Raw genomic sequence first — 19,544 nt, 5'->3', positions numbered from 1 at the left:
GTCAGGCCGTCTCTCCGACCCGTCAGCACCGCCTCAGCAGCGCCGGTGAAGGGGGTTCTAAGTATAACCACACACCTCCGCAAGCAGAAAATCACATCCTGCGCGAATTTTTTGCGGTTTTATTATTTTTCATTTTTTTTCAATGCCTTGACGGCTTCTCCAGCAGGAAGGTCGCTGCCGACATACCCCAAATCCGGTGATCCACCACAAAGCCACGACCCGGTCGCACCCACACTCACCCCATATATAGTGAGTCCTTCCACACCACCCACAAGGCCAACCCGACTCGGTCGCCCAAAACCGATTCATTTTTCGACCGTTTTTCCCGACTCGAGTCGCTTTTAAGAGCTAGAAAGCGGTCCGGACCCGCACCCGGGGCTTGCGCATTGGCCCGGGATAAGATCACCTCGCCGCAAAGAAATGACCAAACGCACTATGATATGACACCCAGGCAGGCTGCCCCTTTCCCGCGTATACGAACCGTTGGACTGGACGGTCTGCTGATTTCGTTTGGTAATACGATGGCGGAATCCTCCAATCGCGCCGCTCTTGCGTTTCGTAATGCTGTCGACTCTCAGAACCGGGATGGCGTGGTTGAGACTTCGGCCTCTCTTGCTTCGGCCTATGTCCGATTTGATCCACTTCGATTGCCACACGCGGAAATCCAAGCGAACCTAGAACAGATGCTGCAGGAGCATGATTGGTATCAGGCCCCCCTGCCCGCCGGGCGGCGTCTGTGGCAGGTGCCGACCGTCTATGGCGGCGCGCTTGCCCCGCAATTGGATGAGGCCGCCGCCGCAGCGGGGCTATCACCCGCCGAGGCCATCAAACGCCTGAGCAACACGCGCGTACGTGTCCTGACCATCGGATTTGCGCCCGGCCAGCCCTATCTCGGCCCATTGGGGCCTGAGTTCAACATTCCGCGCCTCAAGGAACTGACCCCGATGGTACCCGAGGGGGCACTGGTTCTGGCGATCTCGCAATTCGTGCTGTTTTCGGGGCCGACCCCCACCGGGTGGCGGCATGTGGGCCAGACCGCGTTTCGGTGTTTCCGTCCCGAAGCGGAACAGAGCTTTGCTCTGCGTCCCGGGGATGAAATGCAATTCCTCCCGATCAGCCGGGACGAGTTGGAAGCCATCCGCGCGACCAGGGACAGCACAGGCGGGGCGACCTGTACGGAGATTCCGACATGAGCCTACTGGTGCATCAGATCGGCCCCGCCTGCACGGTACAGGATCAGGGGCGCACGGGGTATCTGGATCAGGGCCTGTCGCGGTCCGGCGCGGCGGATCAGCTGGCCCTGCATGAAGGTGCGGCACTGTTGGGACAAGGCCCGGATTGCGCCGCCTTGGAAATGGCAGGCATGGGCGGCACGTTCGAGGCCACTCAGCCGGTCAGCATCGCCCTGACCGGCGCGCCGATGCAGGCGAATATCGACGGTAGTCCGATTGTCTGGAACGCGTCTCATACTCTGGAGGCCGGACAGAGGCTGACCATCGGTGCGGTGATGCAGGGAACCTATGGTTATCTGCATGTCAAAGGCGGGATCGATGCGCCACTTTTTCTGAGGTCACGCTCGACCCACCTGACCGCAAAGGTCGGGCGCGCGGTGCAGGCGGGTGACATGCTGCCGACCAACCCACACTCGGGCAGTGTCGGCATGAAGCTGCAACCCGATCAACGGTTCGCCGGAGGCACCCTGCGCGTGGTCGCCAGCTTTCAGACCCCCCTGTTCGATCAGGACACGCTGGATCGGTTTACCCGGACCGTGTTCCGGCGCGGGGCGCGGGCGAACCGAATGGGAATGCAGTTGGACAGCGATGGTGAAGGCTTTGCTGCCAAAGGTCAGTTGAACATCCTGTCCGAGGTTATCACTCCCGGCGACATCCAGATGACCGGCACCGGCAACCCCTTTATCCTTCTGCCCGAATGCCAGACCACCGGAGGCTACCCCCGCATCGCCACCGTCCTGCCCTGTGACCTGCCCCGCGCGGCGCAGACCCCGGCGAGCGGTCAGATACGGTTCAAATTCGTGACGATGGACGAAGCCGTCGCCCTGCACGCGGCCTATCTGGCCGATCTGTCTCGGCTGCGGGCGCGGGTCGCTCCTCTGGTGCGTGACCCGCATGACATACCGGACTTGTTGTCCTACCAATTGATCGGCGGAATGATCTCTGCCACCGAGTAAGGAGTGTTGCCGATGCCCAGCGTCGATCTGAATGCCGATATGGGGGAGAGCTTTGGCCCATGGACGATGGGCGATGATGAGAGCCTGCTGAAGATCATCACCTCGGCCAACATAGCCTGCGGTTTTCACGCAGGCGACCCGGACGTGATGGCACAGACGATGACACTGGCGGCCGAGAATGGGGTGGGCATCGGCGCGCATCCCGGCTTTCCCGACCTGCAAGGGTTTGGTCGACGCAATATGAAAGTGCCGCATGACAACCTGCGCAATCTGGTGCGCTATCAACTGGGCGCAGCGATTGGGATGGCCAAGGCGGTCGGCACCGAAGTCCGGCACCTGAAACTGCACGGCGCACTGGCAAACATGTGCTCGGCCGATATCGGCATGGCGCGGGCTTGCTATCAGGGCGCGCTGGACGTGGACCCGGACATCATCGTCATGGTTCTGGCCGTCACCAAACAGGAAGAGGCCGCACGCGAGCTGGGCTGCAAATGGGTCGGAGAGATATTTGCGGACCGCGCCTATAATGATGACGGTACCTTGGTGGATCGCAGCCTGCCGGGCGCGGTCATCCACGACCCTGAACTGGCCGGGCCCCGCATCCTGAACATGGTCCGCGAGGGCGCGATCATTACCGAATCCGGCAAACGGTTGGAGACCTCGATCGACACGATCTGTCTGCACGGCGATGGCCCTACGGCAGTCGAAATCGCCCGGTCGGTGCGTAAGAACCTGATCGCCGGCGGCGTTGAGGTGGCGAAATTCACCCGATAGCCATGCGGATGTAAGACCGGCACCTCATCTTCTTACTGTTGCCCGCTTGGTTTTCTGCCCCTAGCATGCCTGCAAGTGCATGTTCTGATTATTGGAAATCCAGGCAAGGCCACGCCCGACTGCCGCCGGGTATGCGCAAGGAGGTGTCTTAATGTCTTTCGATTTGATGTCTTACCAACCCCGCGGGGACAAGAAGAACTCGGACTTCTTCAACGAGTACCTGCCAATGATCTACGAACGGCGCACCAGTTCGGGCGTGGCCGATCAGGTCGGACCGATGCGGGCGATCGTCATGCAGGTGGAAACCACGGCGCTGTTCGATACGCTGATCGAGCTTTATGTGATGACCCCGTATCGTCACACGGCAACCTATATGGGCCAGACCCACAAATTCTCGGTCCTGCATTCGCATTCCGATTACCCGGCCATGATCGTGATGGCCCCGCTGAACCCCGGTTTTGAGGATTTCATCCCGCGCATCAACCGCATGTACCCGCTGGCGCGCAACACGCCGCAGACCCGCTATGTCGGAGAGATTTACGGGGCGACCGATCTGAAGACCCTGACCAAGACACTCGAAGCCCAGAACATCCGCTTTGAGTATAAAGGCGATACCGAGAATCCGTTCTACACGCAGGAAGGGTTCCGTTTCACCACCCCGTCGGATTTCACCTGCAACCGGGTTGGGTATTCCACGCTGGATTTCAACGACTCCGACAGCCTGGGGCTGGGGGATCGCGTTTTGCTGAGCGATGCGGAACAGGCGCAGCTGGATCAGGCCGCCGCTTTTGGATCGGACAGCAAGATCTCACCCCTGATGCTGGGCATCGACCACCTTGCCACCCGCATTCTGGCCGGTGAGCGTGAGGATGCGATCCTAGAGTTCCTGACCATGGTGCCTTATTATTTCTGGGGGGCGTACAACATCTTCGACATGAACTCGTCAACCAATGTGAACCGCAACGCCAATGTGGATGATGACAAGAAGTCACCCGCCAAGGTCTTCACCGCAAACAACACGCCTTCTTTCGTCAATTCCTTCGAGCAGTTGCCGATGCCGACCGAGGATTTTGTCCGCAACTTCGGCCGCCGCCTGCATCACATGGCCGTCGAGATTCAGGATGGCGATCACAACGCAGGCGAAAAGAATGTCGATTTCGTGGTCAATACGCTCAAGGACAAGGGCGTGCCGTTCCTGGCGCATGTGGTGGGTGAATGCAAAGACGACCCGAACCTGAAACAGATATTCTCGAAACACTCAAAGAACACGTTGCTGATCACCGAGTATATCGAACGCTGCCACCACTATGACGGCTTCTTCACCAAGGATAACGTGGCCGCGCTGACCGCCGCTGCGGGGCAGGATGAACAGTACCAGCACGGGCATGTGTTCGACTGAGGCGTTCCGACAAAAAAGGCTGCGAGTTTCCTCGCAGCCCAGACCCATTCAGGAGAGAATATGTCGGATCTTATGACGGTCCGATCATGAAACATGTGACATTGCGGGCCTGAAGCCTGCGACAGGCCAGATCAGCCTGTTCGCGGGTCATGCCCTGAAACGTCGCCTCGAACCCGCGCGAGCTTTGGTTCACCTTGCGCAGGGTACCTTCCAGAGTGGTCATTTCCGACAGGGCGGTTTTCAGCAAAACCTTCTCGGCCTCGTATCGGGTGGTATAGCGGCCCACATTGACGCCCCACAAATGCCCGCCGGATGTGGACAGGCGGGTAACAATTTCCTGTTCGGGCTCGGGCTGCACGTTCGGATCGGTCGATGCCAGAACCAGATTTTCCGGACGTGCGGCTGGCCGCGTTGTGTCGTCGGTTGCAGTCTGGATATCCGCAGCCGCGATGGCCGCCGCGATCCCGTCCTGAATGCGCGCGCCGTTCTCGGCGGCGGTGGCGGCAACGGTGCCGGCCACCTGTACGGCGGCGCCCGGTCCGGGGCGCAGCACCGGCCGCAGGCTGGTTTTCGGCGCGCCTGTCACGGCCGCAACCGTTGCACCCAGCCCAGCATTCCCGGCATAGGCCGGACGGGCCGGTTTGCGGATTGGTGCCCGCGATGGTGCACGGCGGAAGCCCATGTCCAGCAGTTCGGCCACTTTGGCGTTGCGCGATGCACCGGATTTGCCGCCAAACACTGTGGCGATGATCCGTTCATCCTTGCGCTTTGCCGAAGCCACAAGGTTGAAGCCCGCAGCGCGGGTGTAACCGGTTTTGATCCCATCCGCGCCTTTATAGGCGGCCAGCAGGCGACGGTTCGTGTTCGGAACCGTCTTGATCCCGGCATTGGTCGATTGCCGCGAGAACAGGTTGTAGTACTGCGGGTAATCATACAGCAGGTGACGGCCCAGCGTGGTCATGTCCCGTGCGGTGGACATGTGCCCCGATTCTGTCAGACCGTGTGCGTTCTTGAACGTGGTGCGGCTCATGCCCATCGCCTTGGCTGTGCGGGTCATGCGGCGGGCAAAGGCGGCCTCGGACCCGCTGATGGCGATGCCAATGGCGGTGGCGGCATCATTGGCCGATTTCACCGCAGCCGCGCGGATCAGATAGCGAAAGGCAATCCTCTGGCCCGTGCGCAAACCCAGTTTCGAGGGCGGCTCGGACGCGGCTTTCTTGGTGATACGAACCTGCGTATCCAAGTCAATCTCACCGTTCCGCACCGCCTCGAACGCGATGTAGAGCGTCATCATCTTGGTCAGCGAAGCCGGATGCAGCCGTGTGTCGGCATTGCGCGAGTGCAGCACCTCTCCGGTCCGTGCATCAATCACCATTGCCGCATAGGGCGCAGCCACCCCTTGCAACGGCGCAAAGGAGAGCAGCCACAAGAATGCTATAAGGAATAAGCCCATTCGGGCCGGAACTGTCCGCCGAACCTGCACGATCTTTGCCTCTGTCTACCTCGGGCCGCCGGGTTTTCCCGGTCAGCTTGTAATTATTTTATTGCTTTAGAGGCTAGCACAGCGACCCAATGAAATAAACCAAAAGCTCGTCAAATCGCTATTTGGTTACGCTTCGGATGGCATACAACATATGGCCGAACACGCGCCCTGCCCCACCACATCCATGAATATGACCAGAAAATGCCGCCACACCGTACCGAATTTTCGAAACTGAGACCATTCGGCAACATCAGCCAAGCTGCTGAACAAGGCCCGTGAGCTGACCCAAGTCCTGCAACTCACGGTATCGTGGGTTTTCCGACGGCGTTTCGGCGTGTTCGACCTCCCAGACCAGCCCATGCGGCACATACACGCCCCAGCACCCGGCCTGAATCGGGGCCACCACATCGGACCGCATCGAATTGCCGACCATCATCGCCGAGGCAGGTCCGCCCTCATACTGGTCGAAAATCTGCCGGTATGTCTGCGGCGTCTTCTCGGATACGATCTCGACCCCGTCGAACAGCTCACCCAACCCGGACTGCGCAAGTTTGCGTTCCTGATCGATCAGATCGCCCTTGGTGATCAGCACCACCTGATGAGTCGCCGTCACGCCCTCGATCGCCTCGCGCGCATGGGGCAGCAGCTCGATCGGATGGGCCAGCATTTCTTGACCGGCTTCGACCAATTGGCGAATGACCGAGGCTGGAACCCGGTCCTCGGTCACCTCGATCGCGGTTTCGATCATCGACAGGGTAAAGCCTTTGATGCCGTATCCGTAATGCCGGATATTGCGCTTTTCGGCCGCCAGAAGCCGCTCCAACAGATGGTCCTTTTCGGCATGATCGGCCAGCAAATCGGTGAAATGAGACTGCGTGAGCTGAAAAAAACGCTCGTTGTGCCACAAAGTATCATCCGCATCAAAGCCGATTGTGGTAAGGTTTTGACCCATGTCGAATACGTCCTGCTGGCTCTTTTCTCTGGCCGGTACGACGTTATATAAGCGCACAGATAAACCGAAGCCTGAATCGGACAGTAGAACGCGATGCTTGAACACCAATGGATCATGTCTGACAAACCGGAGGACGACGATGATGCGGATTCGTCTGTCCTGGTGCAGACGCGCCCCAAGACCAAGCGCCCACCGCTGTACAAGGTTCTGCTGCTGAATGACGACTACACCCCGATGGAATTCGTGGTGCATGTGCTGGAGCGGTTCTTCAGCATGACCCACGCACAGGCGTTCGAGATCATGCTGACCGTCCACAAGAAAGGCGTCGCGGTCGTGGGCGTGTTCAGCCACGAGATCGCCGAAACCAAAGTGGGGCAGGTCATGGATTTTGCCCGCCGGCATCAGCATCCCCTGCAATGCACCATGGAGCGGGAAGAGTAAGCCCGCGCTGCTCTTTCGATATCGCTCATGTCCCCTCGTCTTGATCTTGCCCTGCAAAGCGGCCTTTCGCTGTCGCAACCGTTGACGGTGTTTGGGCCGACCACAGCCAGTGACCTGTCGGCCTTGCCGCGCGAAACGCAGGTGGTGCAGCCGTTCAAACCGTTTCACGATCACTTCGCCAATCAGGGGTTCGCGGTCGTGGCAGAGGCGAACACGCCCTGTCAGGAAGCCATCGTGTTCCTGCCCCGCGCCAAGGCGCTGGCCCGTTCAATGGTGCATCAGGCCTGCGCCCGCGCCAGCGGAGTTGTTGTGGTGGACGGGGCCAAGACCGATGGCGTCGACAGCCTGCTGAAAGACATCCGCAAGCGCGTTTCGATCGAGGGGCCGATCTCGAAGGCGCATGGCAAGATCTTCTGGTTCCAGTCGGACCCGCAGGCCTTTGCGGATTGGGCCGCACCCGAGCACCAGACAGCCGACGGCTATCGGACTGCGCCGGGGGTGTTCTCCGCGGATGGCATCGATCCGGCTTCGGCGCTGTTGCTGACGGCGTTGCCCAGCAAGCTGGGTGCCCGAGTCGCAGACCTTGGCGCGGGTTGGGGATACCTCTCTGCCGGGCTGCTGCAGGCTGCGGGCCTGAAATCCCTGCATCTGGTCGAGGCCTACCACACCGCCCTGACCTGTGCCCGCACCAATGTGGCCGACCCGCGTGCTCAGTTTCACTGGGCCGATGCGGTGACCTGGCGTGCGTCTGAGCCCATCGACACGGTGGTAATGAACCCGCCCTTCCACACCGGCCGCAGCGCCGAACCGGAGCTGGGGCAAGGCTTCATCCGGTCGGCTGCCAAGAACCTGACCCGCAACGGTTCTCTGTGGATGGTAGCGAACCGTCATTTGCCCTACGAGGCCGCTTTGACTGGCGCTTTTGCCCATGTTGAGGAAGTGACCGGCGACAATCGGTTCAAGGTCTTTCATGCCTCTCGCCCTCGGCGGTGATCCCGGCTAACCTGCGCCGCAACTCAGGAGTTTACGCATGTCCTTTTCCATAGCTGGCAAAACCGCAATCGTGACCGGTGGGGCCAATGGCGTTGGCTTGGCAATCGGGCGCCACTTTGCCGATGCGGGCGCCAATGTGATGTTTGCCGATATGGACGAAAAACGGCTGACAGAAGAACTGGGCGAGCAGGCCGATGACAGCAACATCCGGTTCTTCGCCGGTGACCTGCGCGAAAAACTGACCATCGCCAATCTGCTGTCGGCCACCATCGACGCGTTCGATCAGGTGGACATCCTGATCAACGGCGCACGGCAGGTGATCCCCTCCGATCCGCTGGATACCGACGATGACTCGGTGCGCACCCTGCTGAACCAGAACCTGATGCCCGCCCTGCGGCTGAGCCAACTGGTCGCCAAACGGATGATCAAACAGGCCGGTGACGAAAACGAAAACCCGGCCGGGTCGATCATCAACCTGTCCTCGATTGCCGCCCGGCGCACGCACCCTGACCTGATGGCCTATTCCGTATCAACCGCCGCACTGGATCAGATGACCCGCTCGCTGGCGGTGGCGCTGGCCCCGAACCGTATCCGGGTAAACTCGATCGCGCTGGGGTCAGTGATGAGCGCCTCGCTGCAATCCACTCTGAAAGAGAACCGCGATTTCCGCGACGATATCGAAAAGCACACCCCACTGGCCCGGATCGCAGCACCCACCGAACTGACCGAGACGGCGCAGTATCTGGCCTCGGACGCTGCCGGGTTCATCACCGGACAAATCCTGACCATTGACGGCGGCCGCACCCTGCTGGACCCCGTCGCAGCCCCGGCCCACTGATCCCCATGTTCGATACCGAAAAAACCACCGCCTCTACCTGGTTCCGCCAACTGCGTGATGAAATCGTCACCGCGTTCGAAGCGCTGGAAGACAGCCACGACACCGGACCGTTTTCGGATGCCCCTGCTGGTCGGTTCGAAGTCAAGGAAACCACGCGCCAGTCCGAAGACGGCTCGGACGCGGGCGGCGGGTTGATGTCGGTGATGCGCGGCGGACGCGTGTTCGAAAAGGTCGGCGTCAATATCTCGACCGTTTACGGCACGCTTGGCGCCCGCGCGCAGCAAGCCATGGCCGCGCGCAAGGGTATTCCGGGCATGGCAGATGATCCGCGTTTCTGGGCCTCGGGCATCTCGCTGGTTGCGCATATGCAGAACCCGCATGTTCCGGCGGTGCATATGAACACCCGCATGTTCTGGACCCCGCACGCGTGGTGGTTCGGCGGTGGGTCGGACCTGAATCCCTGTATCGAGTATGATGACGACACCGCCCATTTCCACGCCACGCAAAAGGCGCATCTGGACCCGCACGGGCCGGGGCATTATCCGCGCCTCAAGAAATGGGCTGACGAGTATTTCTTCATCCCGCACCGCAAACGCGCCCGTGGGGTCGGCGGCATTTTCATGGATGATTACTGTACCGGCGACTGGGCCGCAGATTTTGCGCTGACGCAGGATATCGGCCGGGCCTTCCTGCCTGCCTTCCTGCCCTTGGTCAAAAATCGCCGCGTTCAGGCTTTTGACGACAACGACAAGAACACCCAACTGGTGCATCGCGGCCTGTATGCCGAATACAATCTGGTTTACGACCGGGGCACCAAGTTCGGGCTGGAAACCGGCCACGATCCGGATGCGGTGCTGATGAGCCTGCCGCCAATGGCAAAGTGGGTCTGACGCGCGCTCAGAAATTGAAATCCATGAAGTTGTCGTAGCAGTAGTTCTGAGCCTGAACCGCTGACATGTTCGCTCCGACCCGTTTGACCGTTACGGAATATCCCGGCTTGGTGTCGGCACCCGGAGGTGGTGTCAGGGAAAACTGCACCGTCCGCACACCTGGTTCGTAGGCTTTGAAGATATAGATGCGCTGAGAGTTGGGGACTCCCAAGGTCCGAATGGCGAAATCCCCGATCCCGCACCAGTAGTTGACCGGCGCTGACGACCCGATCGCTTTCACCGCATAAACGCCGTTCTGCACCGGTGTGATTTCCGTTCGAAACTGGGGCCTGACCTGCAGACCGAACCCAACAGCCTGGGCTATGCCCGGCAACAGAACCAACGCCGCTGCGCCAAATAGCTTGAAAAACCGCATGGTTATTATCCTCAAACGCAATCGCTTTTCGCCTAGGATGATAGCCGACGCAGGGGATGAGTAAAGTCGGAGCACTCTGCCCCTTGTTTTGGGCTCAGCGGGTGCTCAGCCGACCGCCGACGTCCTGCGGTGCCAGGGCAACCGTCTTGATCACCGCATAACAGGGCTTGCCCGGCTCCAGTCCCAGCGCCTCGACCGAGCGGCGGGTGACGCGGGCCAATACCGGCCCAGCCGGGGTACGGACCGAGACGATCGCCCCCGGCCCCTCGCCCGCACGGATCGTATCGACCGCGCCTTCCAGCATGTTCAGGGCCGAAAGCCCCTCGGGCCGTTTGTTGGACAGGATGACCTCTTGCGCAGGAATGCGGATGCGCAGCTCTTCCCCCACCTGATGCGGGATGCGTGGCAGGAACAGGCGCGCGCCGCCGGCATCCAGTTCGGTCAGCCCATCGGCGTGATGATCCCGGACCCGCACATTCAGCACCGCCCCCACGGCGCGAACCCCGGCCGGGGCGATCGACGGATCGGCCATCACCTCGGACGCCGGGCCATGCCGCACCGCCTTGCCGTCCTGAAGCGCAACCACCGAGGTCGCCAGCCGCGCGACCTCGGCCGCGGAATGCGTGACGTAGAGAATTGGCACCGAGACCTCATCCCGCAGCCGTTCGAAATAGGGCAGGATCTCAGCCTTGCGCGCGTCGTCCAGCGCAGCCAAGGGTTCATCGGCCAGAATGAGGCGCGGGCTGGCCAGCAGGGCGCGGCCAATGGCGACACGCTGCTTTTCCCCGCCCGACAGGCCCGCAGGGCGGCGCTCCAGAAGATGGCCGATACCCAGCATCTCGATCACCTTATCCGGGTCCTCGCGCCGCGCGCGTTTCGGCGCGAACCAGCGGCCATAGGACAGGTTCTGCCGCACGGTCAGATGCGGGAACAGGCGGCCTTCCTGAAAGATATAACCCAAGCGCCTGCGATGCGGTGGCAGCCAGTGGTTCTGCTCGATGTCGAACAGCTCCCACCCGTCGACGGCCACACGCCCGGCCTGGGGACGCAGCAACCCGGCCACGGCGTTGACCACGGTGGTCTTGCCCGACCCGGACCGCCCGAACAGAACCGTCACCCCCGAGGGCGCGTCAAAGCTGAGGTCTAGCGCGAGGTCGGGCAGATCGTGCTGCAGGCGGACGGACAGGCTCATGACCCGGACACCCTGGCTGCGGCGCGGCGGCCAACATATTCCGACAGCAACAGTGCCCCCATCGCGATAATGATCGAGACTACCACCAGCCGAGTCGCCGCGCTTTCGCCTCCCGGCACCTGCAGGAAAGCATAGACCGCCGAGGGCAGGGTCTGGGTCTGGCCGGGGATGTTCGAGACGAAGGTGATCGTGGCCCCGAACTCTCCCATCGCTTTGGCAAAGGCAAGGATGGCACCGGCGATCACACCGGGCAGGATCATCGGCAAAGTGACGGTGGCAAAGACGAAGGGGCGCGACGCGCCCAAAGTTGCCCCGGCCTGCTCCAGCTTAGGGTCTACCGCCTCGATCGACAGGCGAATGGCGCGCACCATCAGCGGAAAGGCCATGATCCCCGCCGCCAGCGCCGCGCCGGTCCAGCGAAAGGCCACGACGATGCCGAACTCGGCCAGCAGCTTGCCCAGCGGCCCCTGGATGCCAAAGGTCAGCAGCAGCAGATACCCGGTCACCACCGGCGGCAGAATCAGAGGCAGGTGCACCAGCCCGTTCAGCAGCTGACGACCGGGAAACCGCCAGCGGGCCAGCGCGTAGGCCACGAAAATGCCAAACGGCAAGGTTACCAGCGTCGCCCAGAAGGACACGCGCAACGACAGTCTGAGCGCCTCAAGCTCTGCCGGTCCTAACCATCCCATCCGTCAGCGCCCCGGCAGGGCAAAGCCCTGTTCTGTAAAAACTTCCCGGGCCGCGTCCGATTGCAGGTGATCCAGAAACGCCCGTGCTTCGACTGTGCCGGACGCGGTCACCGCTGCCGGGTAAATGATCGGCGGATGCAGATCGGGCGGGAACGAGGCCACGACCTGAACCCGGTTTTCGACCTGCGCATCCGACTGGTAGACGATCCCCAGCGGCGCGGCACCTGCCGCAACCAGCGCAAGCGCCGCGCGGACATTGTCGGTTTGCGCGATCCTGGTCTGCACATCCTCCCACAGCCCCAGTTTCTGCAGCGCCGCCTTGCCGTAAATCCCCGCCGGCACCGCATCGACCAGCGCCATCGCCAGATGACCGCTGCCCAGTATTGCAGACAGATCAACATCCGGCTGCATACGACCGATCTGATCCAGATCCGCATTCCCAATCAGAACCAGCCCATTGCCCAGCAAATCCACCCGCGAATCCGCATCGATCATTTTCTGATCCTGCAGAACATCCATCCAGTCCACATTTGCCGAAATGAACAGATCCGCAGGGGCCCCCAGCTGAATCTGCCGCGCCAGCACGGATGACGCCGCGTAGGACACCGTCACCTCATGCCCCGTTTGCTGTTCGAAGATCGGCGCGATCTCATCCAGAGCGTTTTTCAGGCTGGCGGCGGCGAAAACCAAAACCTCTCCCGCTCCGGCCCGGATCGGAGCCAGCGTCAAAGTGCCCAACACCAAGGCCGCGATTGCACATCGGCGGGCAAGGGACAGGATCATGTGGTCTCCCGTCTGGAAGGTTACAGTCCCTTCGGGGATATCTGAGGGCGCATAGGACACGCAAGCGCCTTTCCCATGGCCGAGGGCGCAGCCTGCGGAAAAGGAACGCAATATACGAGGGGCAGGATCAACAAAATCCACCTGACCCGGCATTGCATCAAAGAATTTGTGCCAGACCCTCTTGCGCCCGCGCGCAGGCTTGGCTACATGCACCGTCACGGGTGATTAGCTCAGTTGGTAGAGCGCTTCGTTTACACCGAAGATGTCGGGAGTTCGAGTCTCTCATCACCCACCATCCCCCTTTCAGATCGCGCAAATGTCACGGGCTCGGCGAAATTTGAACCCGACGCTTGCAACCGATTGCAAGTTTTGACCGTTGACGCGTAGTATTTCCACCATGAATTCGCTTGTCAGCCTTTCCCCGATCTGCGGGCGCCAGTCATGAGTGTCACCCTGAAAGACGTCGCCGCCCTGGCGGGCGTGTCGCGCTCGGCCGTTTCGCGCACCTTCACCGAGGGTGCATCGGTATCAGCCAAGACCCGCAACAAGGTTGAAAAAGCCGCGAAAGAACTGGGGTATAGCCCCAATGCGCTGGCCTCGTCGCTGACCACCGGGCGGACCAAGCTGATCGGACTGATCTCGAACAACTTTCACAACCCGATTTTCCTTGAAGTATTCGACCAATTTACCCGCGCCCTGCAGGAACGCGGGCTGCGGCCGTTGATCGTCAACCTGACGGACGAAACCGAACCGGCCAATTCGGTGCGGATGTTGCGGCAGTATTCGGTGGACGCAGCCATCGTTGCCTCATCAACCCTGCCGCCCAGCTTTGCCAAGGCGTTTCACGATGCAGGCGTGCCGGTGGTACACACCTTCGGCCGGTCGGCCACCTCGCCCGAGGTGCATGTGGTGGGAATCGACAACGTGGAATGCGGACGCATGGCGGCGCGCGAACTTCTGGTGCGCGGCTATCGGCGGGTGGGGTATCTGGGCGGGCCGCAGGACGCGACCTCGGCCATGGACCGATATCGCGGCTTCATGGAAGAGGTTGATAAGCACCCCGATCTTGAGGTGTCGCATTCTTTCGCCGGGGCCTATTCCTTTGAGGCCGGGCGCGCTGAGATGCTGCGCCTGCTGGCGGGAACCCCGGCCGAAGGTTATTTCTGCGGGGACGATATTCTTTCCATCGGCGCACTATCGGCCCTGCGCGATCACGGGCTGAAACCGGGCACCGATGTCGGCATCATTGGTCTGAACGACATGGAGATGGCGCGGTGGGAAAACATCGACCTGACCACCATTCATCAGCCAATCAAGCAGATCATCACATCGTCCGTCGATCTGGTCGAGGAGATGCTGAAAGACCCCAAACGCTATCCCGAGGCGCGGATATTCCCCTGCCGGGTGATTGAGCGGGGCACGCTGCGAACCCGCCCCTGATCAACGGAACATCGGCGGACGCGCGTCTTTCCAAGCACCATCTTCCTTGCCCGACGCCACGGCCGCGTGCACAGCAGCAATCGAGCGAACTCCGTCGGGCGCGCCGGGCAGACCGTCACGGACCTCACCCCGGATCGCATCAGCCAGATCGCAATAAATGTTCGCAACGGCCAGCGGGAACCCTTCGGGATGCGCAATGGCCACGCGGGACAGGCGCTGCACCTCGTCATGCAGGCCGCCCTCGCCTTTTTCGATGATCTGAGTGCGGCCGCCAACGGGGGTGTAGATCAGTTGGTTGGGCTGTTCCGAAGCCCAACGCAGACCGCCGGTTTCGCCAAACACCTGAATGTCGAAACCATGCTGCCGCCCGATGGCCACCGATGAGGTCCACAGACGACCCACCGTGCCGCCCTCCATCCGGAAGTTGATCATGGCGTCGTCTTCCAACTCGCGGCTGGAAATGGTCGAGGCCATGTCGGCGGACAGGGTTTTGACCTCGTCATCACAGATAAAGCTGGCCATGTGCAGTGCGTGGATGCCGCAATCGGCGAACTGGCCCGAGACGCCCGCCATCGCCGGATCATAGCGCCAGCGCACGCGCGGGTTGTCGGCGTCGGTGGCGTCGCCGTGGTGGCCGTGGCTGAAATTGGTGACGACCAGACGCACCTTGCCAATATCGCCCGCCCGCACCATCGCGCGGGCCTGCCGCACCATCGGATAGGCGGAATAGCAGTAGTTCACCGCGCAGATTTTGCCCGAGGCCTCGGCCACGCGAACGATCTCTTCGCCCTCTTCCACAGTCATGGTCATCGGCTTTTCGCAGAGCACGTTGAACCCGGCCTCAAGGAACGCTTTGGCAATCTCGAAGTGGGTCGAGTTCGGCGTGGCAATCGTCACCAGATCAATCCGGTCGGCGCGGTCTTTTTCACCGGCCAGCATCTCTTGCCAGTCGCCATAGGCCCGGTCGGCGGCGACGCCCAGACGCTGCGCGTAGTCCCGGCCCGCATCGGGGCGGTGGTCCAGGGCTCCGGCTGCAAACTCGAACATGCCGTCCGCCTGCGCGCCCAGACGGTGTGCAGGCCCGATCTGGCTGCCTTCGCCACCACCAATCATGCCCCATTTCAGCTTTGCCATGGTATTTGTCTCTCTTGCGTGTTTTGCCGTTTGCGATCAGAAATCGCGGATATTTTGCCATTGCCGCTGCTGTGACGACATCAGCGCTGCAGCGACGACACGGTTGACCTCGTGCCCATCGTGGAAGGTGGGCCAGATGGGCTGCCCGGTATGGATCGCCTGCAGGAAATCCTTGGCCTCGATGATGATCTGGTCCTGATATCCGGTGCCGTGGCCCGGACCCTGACAGAAGGGTTCGTAGTCCGGATGCGCCGGGCCGGTCAGGATCTTGGTAAAGCCCCGCTGCGCCTCGGGGCCTTCGTGGCGATAGAACCACAGGGCGTTCTGGTCTTCCTGATCAAATCGCAGCGCACCTTTGGTGCCCGAAATCTCGTAGGCGTAGCCCATCTTGCGGCCCGTTGCGACGCGGCTGACATGGATATTGCCCATCGCTCCGTTTTCGAACCGGCACATGATCTGCGCTTGATCGTCATTGTCCACGGTGCCACCGGGGCGGGTGTGGTGGACGGTTTCAACCTCGGCCATGACCTCAGCAATCGGCCCCATCAGCGCCAGCGCACCGTTGATCATATGCGGCGCCAGATCGCCCATGGTGCCGTTGGCCATTCCGGTCGTGCGCCATGTGGCCGGGGCCTCGGGGTCGGCATAGAAATCTTCGGTGTGCTCGCCCCGGAACCAGGTGATATCGCCCAACTCACCCTCGGCGATCAGTTTGCGCGCATATTGTGTGGCGGGAGTACGGGCATAGTTGAATCCGACCATGTTGGTGACACCCGCCGCCTCGGCAGCTGCCACCATCGCCGCACCATCCGCCATCGACGCGCCCAGCGGTTTTTCGCACAGCACCGGCTTGCCCAGAGCACAGGCCGCTTCCGCAATCTGGCGGTGGGTGTTCTGGGGCGAGGCGATAACGATGGCCTCGACTGCCGGGTCGTTGATCAGCACCCGCCAGTCCTCGGTCGCGCGGCGGAACCCGTAGGCCGCCCGATACCGCTCGGCACTTTCGAGGCTTGAGGCGCAGATCATCTCAAGACGCGGGCGCAGCGCCGTGTTGAACACTGCCCCCACTGCCGACATGGCGACCGAATGGGCCTTGCCCATATAGCCGCCGCCTACGATTCCAATTCCGATTTCTGGCATCTGTCGCGGCTCCGAACATATTATTTGCAACCGGTTGCAAAATGAGTATCGTGTGAATCGATTCAACGCAAGGTCCAAACTTTGCCGACCCCAGCTTGCCGGAGGACATGACGTGAGCGCTTTGATAGAGGGTATCAAAGGAAACCGGTTCGCCGTGTTCGGGCGCGCTGGCATGGACATGTTCGCCGATCCCATAGGTGTCAAAAGCGAAGATGCCGATACGTTCCACGCCGATCTGGGCGGATCGTCGGCCAATATATGCGCGGGATTGGTCAAGCTGGGCAGCCAGGCGTCTCTGGTCACCTCGGTCTCGGATGATGCAATTGGTCGATTCTGCCTGAATCGCCTGCGCCACTATGGTGTCGACACGTCCAATATCCGCGTTGTGGGTGGCGAATACCGCATGTCGCTGGCCGTCTACGAAAGCCGGGTCGAGAATTTCCAGAATGTCATCTATCGCAACGGAGCCGTCGACTTTCAGGTCACCGAAGAGGACATGGACAAGGTCGATTACTCGGCTTTCTCCGCCGTGATCTCGGCGGGCACCGTCTTTGCTGCCGAACCCTCACGCAGCGCCACCTTCCGCGCGTTTGACAATGCCCGTGCAGTCGGTTTGCCCGTAATCTTCGACATCGATTACCGCCCCTATAGCTGGCCTTCGCCCGAAGTGGCCGCCGATGTCCTGTCGCGCGCCGGGGAAGCCAGTGACCTGATCGTCGGCAATGACGAAGAGTTCGGTTTCATGGCCGGTGGCATCGACAAGGGGTTCGCCAAGGCCAGGGAACTGGCCGAAAAGCCGGGCCGGATCGTCATCTACAAGAAAGGTGAGCAGGGTGCGGTGACGCTGGTGGACGGTCAGGAGATCCACACCGGCATCTATCCTGTCACCGCCGTTAAACCCAACGGTGCCGGAGACAGTTTCATGGCCGGTCTGCTGGCGTCAATCGCCGCGGGGCATTCGCTAAAAGACGCGGTCATGCGCGGCTCGGCCTGTGCCTCGATCGTAGTGTCGCAACCCGGCTGCGCCCAGGCGATGCCGACGACGCAGCAGTTGGACACGTTCCTTGCCGATCATCCCGGCCCGACCACATAGGAGGCTCTTATGCATATCGCGCCCTATGACAATCAGAACAAACCCATCGTCGATGCCGACGACCCCACGGTGCCGCTGAACTATTTCAACATCGTCAAACTGCGCCGCGGTGACGCGTTCGAATATCAGGTGCCGGGCTATGAAACTTGCATCGTTCCGGCCACCGGCAGCGTCGATATTGACGTCGAGGGTGTGCAATTCGTCAAGCTGGGCAACCGGAGCGAGGATGTCTGGGATGGCGAACCCGAAGGTGCTTACGTCCCGGTCGGTGCCAAGGCGCGGATGGTTTGTGTCTCGGACGGGGCCGAGGTGTTCATCGCGGGCGCCAAGTACGACAAGGTGCTGGAACCCTTTGACGTCCGCCAGCATGACCTTGTGCAATATGGCAGCGACGACACCAAAACCCATCGCAAAATCAAACACATCCTCGGCCAGAAACAGCACGACAAGGTCGGCCGCCTGCTGGTGAGTGAACTGTTCACCGTTGGTCAGGGCGGCTGGTCCGGCTTCCCCAGCCACAAGCACGACACCAACCGCCTGCCGGATGAGAGCCGCCACGACGAGACCTACAACTTCCGTTTCAAACCCAACTGGGGGTCGGGTCTGCAGATGCTGCAGCGCGAGGATAATGAGCCGGGCGATGCCTATCACATCGTCGATGGCTCAACGATCTGCATCGACAAAGGCTACCACCCCTGCTGCGTGTTGCCGGGATACGAGATGTACTATTTCACCATCCTCGGCGGTCTCAGCCAGCGCTCTCTGGTGCAGTATTTCCAACCGACCCATGCCTATCAGATCGAGACCATTCCGGGCATCAAAGACATGATCGCGAAATTCAAATGACCCTCGTCACGCTGAAAGACGTCCTGACCCCCGCTTATGAGCAAGGCTATGCCGTTGGCGGCCTTGTCACATTGGGCTGGGAGGACATGCGCGCCTATGTGGCCGCGGCCGAGGCCGAAAACGCACCCCTGATCCTGCAGGCCGGCCCCAGCTGCCGCGAACACACGCCGCTGCCCGTTCTGGGCAAGATGTTTCGCCATCTGGCCGAAAACGCTTCGGTCCCTGTGGTCGCCCATCTGGACCACGGCTATACGTTTGAGGAATGCAAGATTGCCCTCGACAGCGGGTTCACGTCGCTGATGTTCGACGGGTCACGCAAGCCGCTGCAGCAGAACATCGATGAGACCGCCGCAATTGCCGAGATGGCCCACGCGGCCGGGATTTCCTGCGAGGGTGAGATCGGTTTTGTCGGCTATTCCGGTGGCGAGGGTTCAAACGGCACCGATCCGGCCGAGGCCGCGCAATTCGCGCGGGACAGCGGCGTGGACGCGATGGCGATTTCGGTTGGCAACGTTCATCTGCAACAGAACAAGGAAGGGGGTCTGGACGAAGACCGCATCCGCCAGATCGACGCCATGACCGATGTGCCGCTGGTGATCCATGGCGGCTCAGGCGTGCCGGTCGAGCAGCGCAAGCGCCTCGCCCGCGAGACCTCGATCTGCAAGTTCAACATCGGGACCGAGCTGCGCATGGCCTTCGGCGCCGCACTGCGCGAGGCCGTGAACCGTGACCCTGACAGGTTCGACCGCGTCACCATCCTGAAAGAGACCCATGACCCGGTCGAAGCTGCTGCGCGCGCGGTTATTCGTGCCTTTGGCGCGCCACCACAGAGGTAGCGCGGTTACACCTAACGC

The 19,544-nt window shown here is 61.3% G+C and carries 21 protein-coding genes and 1 tRNA gene; 14 read left to right on the top strand and 8 right to left on the bottom strand.

Going from position 1 to position 19,544, the window contains the following annotated elements; all coding sequences use genetic code 11:
* The 5 genes from ACR0DO_RS17260 to ACR0DO_RS17240 form a co-directional block, all read left to right on the top strand.
* Positions 1-200 (top strand): hypothetical protein (locus tag ACR0DO_RS17260; RefSeq protein WP_480560640.1); only part of this gene is annotated, 200 nt, incomplete at its 5' end.
* A 240-nt stretch (positions 201-440) separates the two neighbouring features.
* Positions 441-1,193, top strand: coding sequence for a 5-oxoprolinase subunit B family protein (locus ACR0DO_RS17255; RefSeq protein WP_480560638.1), 753 nt, complete (start codon positions 441-443; stop codon positions 1,191-1,193).
* The gene (locus tag ACR0DO_RS17250; RefSeq protein WP_480560635.1) at positions 1,190-2,188 is read left to right on the top strand and encodes a 5-oxoprolinase subunit C family protein; all 999 of its coding nucleotides are present in this window, start codon (positions 1,190-1,192) and stop codon (positions 2,186-2,188) included. The genes ACR0DO_RS17255 and ACR0DO_RS17250 overlap by 4 nt, the downstream gene beginning before the upstream one ends.
* 12 nt (positions 2,189-2,200) lie before the next feature.
* Positions 2,201-2,962 (top strand): LamB/YcsF family protein, encoded by a 762-nt coding sequence (locus tag ACR0DO_RS17245; RefSeq protein WP_480560633.1) that lies wholly within the window; start codon positions 2,201-2,203, stop codon positions 2,960-2,962.
* Positions 2,963-3,113: 151 nt separating this feature from the next.
* Positions 3,114-4,361, top strand: coding sequence for a hypothetical protein (locus ACR0DO_RS17240; protein ID WP_480560631.1), 1,248 nt, complete (start codon positions 3,114-3,116; stop codon positions 4,359-4,361).
* A gap of 70 nt (positions 4,362-4,431) precedes the next feature.
* Here the strand turns inward: ACR0DO_RS17240 and ACR0DO_RS17235 are convergent, their stop codons facing one another.
* Both ACR0DO_RS17235 and ACR0DO_RS17230 read right to left on the bottom strand, forming a co-directional pair.
* Positions 4,432-5,814 (bottom strand): D-alanyl-D-alanine carboxypeptidase family protein, encoded by a 1,383-nt coding sequence (locus tag ACR0DO_RS17235; RefSeq protein WP_480560629.1) that lies wholly within the window; start codon positions 5,812-5,814, stop codon positions 4,432-4,434.
* Positions 5,815-6,094: 280 nt separating this feature from the next.
* Entirely contained in the window at positions 6,095-6,796 is a 702-nt protein-coding gene (locus tag ACR0DO_RS17230) for an HAD family hydrolase (RefSeq protein WP_480560627.1), read from the bottom strand.
* A 114-nt stretch (positions 6,797-6,910) separates the two neighbouring features.
* Here ACR0DO_RS17230 and clpS point away from each other — a divergent pair, with 114 nt between their 5' ends.
* The 4 genes from clpS to hemF are packed head-to-tail and all read left to right on the top strand — an operon-like array spanning position 6,911 to position 9,958.
* Positions 6,911-7,237 carry an ATP-dependent Clp protease adapter ClpS gene (gene clpS, locus ACR0DO_RS17225; RefSeq protein WP_421597090.1) on the top strand — a complete coding sequence of 109 codons (327 nt, stop codon included), beginning with the start codon at positions 6,911-6,913 and terminating at the stop codon, positions 7,235-7,237.
* A 27-nt stretch (positions 7,238-7,264) separates the two neighbouring features.
* Positions 7,265-8,230 carry a class I SAM-dependent methyltransferase gene (locus ACR0DO_RS17220; protein ID WP_480560625.1) on the top strand — a complete coding sequence of 322 codons (966 nt, stop codon included), beginning with the start codon at positions 7,265-7,267 and terminating at the stop codon, positions 8,228-8,230.
* Between the two features lie 37 nt (positions 8,231-8,267).
* On the top strand, positions 8,268-9,068 hold the full coding sequence (locus ACR0DO_RS17215) for an SDR family NAD(P)-dependent oxidoreductase (protein ID WP_480560623.1): 801 nt from the start codon (positions 8,268-8,270) through the stop codon (positions 9,066-9,068).
* 5 nt (positions 9,069-9,073) lie between these two features.
* On the top strand, positions 9,074-9,958 hold the full coding sequence (gene hemF, locus ACR0DO_RS17210; RefSeq protein ID WP_480560621.1) for an oxygen-dependent coproporphyrinogen oxidase: 885 nt from the start codon (positions 9,074-9,076) through the stop codon (positions 9,956-9,958).
* Between the two features lie 7 nt (positions 9,959-9,965).
* Here the strand turns inward: hemF and ACR0DO_RS17205 are convergent, their stop codons facing one another.
* From ACR0DO_RS17205 to modA, 4 genes are all read right to left on the bottom strand, one after another.
* Positions 9,966-10,373, bottom strand: coding sequence for a hypothetical protein (locus ACR0DO_RS17205; protein WP_480560619.1), 408 nt, complete (start codon positions 10,371-10,373; stop codon positions 9,966-9,968).
* Between the two features lie 94 nt (positions 10,374-10,467).
* A complete protein-coding gene (gene modC, locus ACR0DO_RS17200) occupies positions 10,468-11,565 on the bottom strand; it encodes a molybdenum ABC transporter ATP-binding protein (protein ID WP_480560617.1) in 1,098 nt (365 codons plus the stop codon).
* Complete coding sequence (gene modB / locus ACR0DO_RS17195) at positions 11,562-12,254, bottom strand: molybdate ABC transporter permease subunit (RefSeq protein WP_480560615.1); 693 nt, start codon at positions 12,252-12,254, stop codon at positions 11,562-11,564. Before modB ends, modC begins: the two co-directional genes overlap by 4 nt.
* Before the next feature lie 3 nt (positions 12,255-12,257).
* Positions 12,258-13,037, bottom strand: coding sequence for a molybdate ABC transporter substrate-binding protein (modA, locus tag ACR0DO_RS17190; RefSeq protein ID WP_480560613.1), 780 nt, complete (start codon positions 13,035-13,037; stop codon positions 12,258-12,260).
* Between the two features lie 219 nt (positions 13,038-13,256).
* Here modA and ACR0DO_RS17185 point away from each other — a divergent pair.
* A tRNA-Val gene (locus ACR0DO_RS17185) sits at positions 13,257-13,332 on the top strand.
* Positions 13,333-13,478: 146 nt separating this feature from the next.
* Positions 13,479-14,477 (top strand): LacI family DNA-binding transcriptional regulator, encoded by a 999-nt coding sequence (locus ACR0DO_RS17180; RefSeq protein WP_480560611.1) that lies wholly within the window; start codon positions 13,479-13,481, stop codon positions 14,475-14,477.
* Here ACR0DO_RS17180 and ACR0DO_RS17175 read toward each other — a convergent pair whose 3' ends face one another.
* Both ACR0DO_RS17175 and ACR0DO_RS17170 read right to left on the bottom strand, forming a co-directional pair.
* Positions 14,478-15,611: a Gfo/Idh/MocA family protein gene (locus ACR0DO_RS17175; RefSeq protein WP_480560609.1), complete on the bottom strand. Its 1,134-nt coding sequence runs from the start codon at positions 15,609-15,611 to the stop codon at positions 14,478-14,480.
* Positions 15,612-15,647: 36 nt separating this feature from the next.
* Positions 15,648-16,751, bottom strand: coding sequence for a Gfo/Idh/MocA family protein (locus ACR0DO_RS17170; RefSeq protein WP_480560607.1), 1,104 nt, complete (start codon positions 16,749-16,751; stop codon positions 15,648-15,650).
* A 112-nt stretch (positions 16,752-16,863) separates the two neighbouring features.
* Between ACR0DO_RS17170 and iolC the strand changes: the two genes are divergently transcribed.
* Genes iolC through ACR0DO_RS17155 form a run of 3 tightly spaced genes read left to right on the top strand, consistent with a single transcriptional unit; the run spans position 16,864 to position 19,526 of the window.
* The gene (iolC, locus tag ACR0DO_RS17165) at positions 16,864-17,844 is read left to right on the top strand and encodes a 5-dehydro-2-deoxygluconokinase (RefSeq protein WP_480560605.1); all 981 of its coding nucleotides are present in this window, start codon (positions 16,864-16,866) and stop codon (positions 17,842-17,844) included.
* A gap of 9 nt (positions 17,845-17,853) precedes the next feature.
* Positions 17,854-18,690, top strand: coding sequence for a 5-deoxy-glucuronate isomerase (locus ACR0DO_RS17160; protein ID WP_480560603.1), 837 nt, complete (start codon positions 17,854-17,856; stop codon positions 18,688-18,690).
* Positions 18,687-19,526 carry a class II fructose-bisphosphate aldolase gene (locus tag ACR0DO_RS17155; protein WP_480560601.1) on the top strand — a complete coding sequence of 280 codons (840 nt, stop codon included), beginning with the start codon at positions 18,687-18,689 and terminating at the stop codon, positions 19,524-19,526. Before ACR0DO_RS17160 ends, ACR0DO_RS17155 begins: the two co-directional genes overlap by 4 nt.
* Positions 19,527-19,544 lie beyond the last annotated feature (18 nt).

It is taken from the genome of Ruegeria sp. AM9, assembly GCF_056540565.1.
Note: the sequence above shows the minus strand (reverse complement) of the source record. Positions and strands in the feature narration are given on the sequence as shown.

Coding starts and splice junctions, on each gene's coding strand:
- ACR0DO_RS17255 (WP_480560638.1), top strand. CDS start 441: ATGACACCCAGGCAGGCTGCCCCTTTCCCGCGTATACGAACCGTTGGA.
- ACR0DO_RS17250 (WP_480560635.1), top strand. CDS start 1,190: ATGAGCCTACTGGTGCATCAGATCGGCCCCGCCTGCACGGTACAGGAT.
- ACR0DO_RS17245 (WP_480560633.1), top strand. CDS start 2,201: ATGCCCAGCGTCGATCTGAATGCCGATATGGGGGAGAGCTTTGGCCCA.
- ACR0DO_RS17240 (WP_480560631.1), top strand. CDS start 3,114: ATGTCTTTCGATTTGATGTCTTACCAACCCCGCGGGGACAAGAAGAAC.
- ACR0DO_RS17235 (WP_480560629.1), bottom strand. CDS start 5,814: ATGGGCTTATTCCTTATAGCATTCTTGTGGCTGCTCTCCTTTGCGCCG.
- ACR0DO_RS17230 (WP_480560627.1), bottom strand. CDS start 6,796: ATGGGTCAAAACCTTACCACAATCGGCTTTGATGCGGATGATACTTTG.
- clpS (WP_421597090.1), top strand. CDS start 6,911: ATGTCTGACAAACCGGAGGACGACGATGATGCGGATTCGTCTGTCCTG.
- ACR0DO_RS17220 (WP_480560625.1), top strand. CDS start 7,265: ATGTCCCCTCGTCTTGATCTTGCCCTGCAAAGCGGCCTTTCGCTGTCG.
- ACR0DO_RS17215 (WP_480560623.1), top strand. CDS start 8,268: ATGTCCTTTTCCATAGCTGGCAAAACCGCAATCGTGACCGGTGGGGCC.
- hemF (WP_480560621.1), top strand. CDS start 9,074: ATGTTCGATACCGAAAAAACCACCGCCTCTACCTGGTTCCGCCAACTG.
- ACR0DO_RS17205 (WP_480560619.1), bottom strand. CDS start 10,373: ATGCGGTTTTTCAAGCTATTTGGCGCAGCGGCGTTGGTTCTGTTGCCG.
- modC (WP_480560617.1), bottom strand. CDS start 11,565: ATGAGCCTGTCCGTCCGCCTGCAGCACGATCTGCCCGACCTCGCGCTA.
- modB (WP_480560615.1), bottom strand. CDS start 12,254: ATGGGATGGTTAGGACCGGCAGAGCTTGAGGCGCTCAGACTGTCGTTG.
- modA (WP_480560613.1), bottom strand. CDS start 13,037: ATGATCCTGTCCCTTGCCCGCCGATGTGCAATCGCGGCCTTGGTGTTG.
- ACR0DO_RS17180 (WP_480560611.1), top strand. CDS start 13,479: ATGAGTGTCACCCTGAAAGACGTCGCCGCCCTGGCGGGCGTGTCGCGC.
- ACR0DO_RS17175 (WP_480560609.1), bottom strand. CDS start 15,611: ATGGCAAAGCTGAAATGGGGCATGATTGGTGGTGGCGAAGGCAGCCAG.
- ACR0DO_RS17170 (WP_480560607.1), bottom strand. CDS start 16,751: ATGCCAGAAATCGGAATTGGAATCGTAGGCGGCGGCTATATGGGCAAG.
- ACR0DO_RS17160 (WP_480560603.1), top strand. CDS start 17,854: ATGCATATCGCGCCCTATGACAATCAGAACAAACCCATCGTCGATGCC.
- ACR0DO_RS17155 (WP_480560601.1), top strand. CDS start 18,687: ATGACCCTCGTCACGCTGAAAGACGTCCTGACCCCCGCTTATGAGCAA.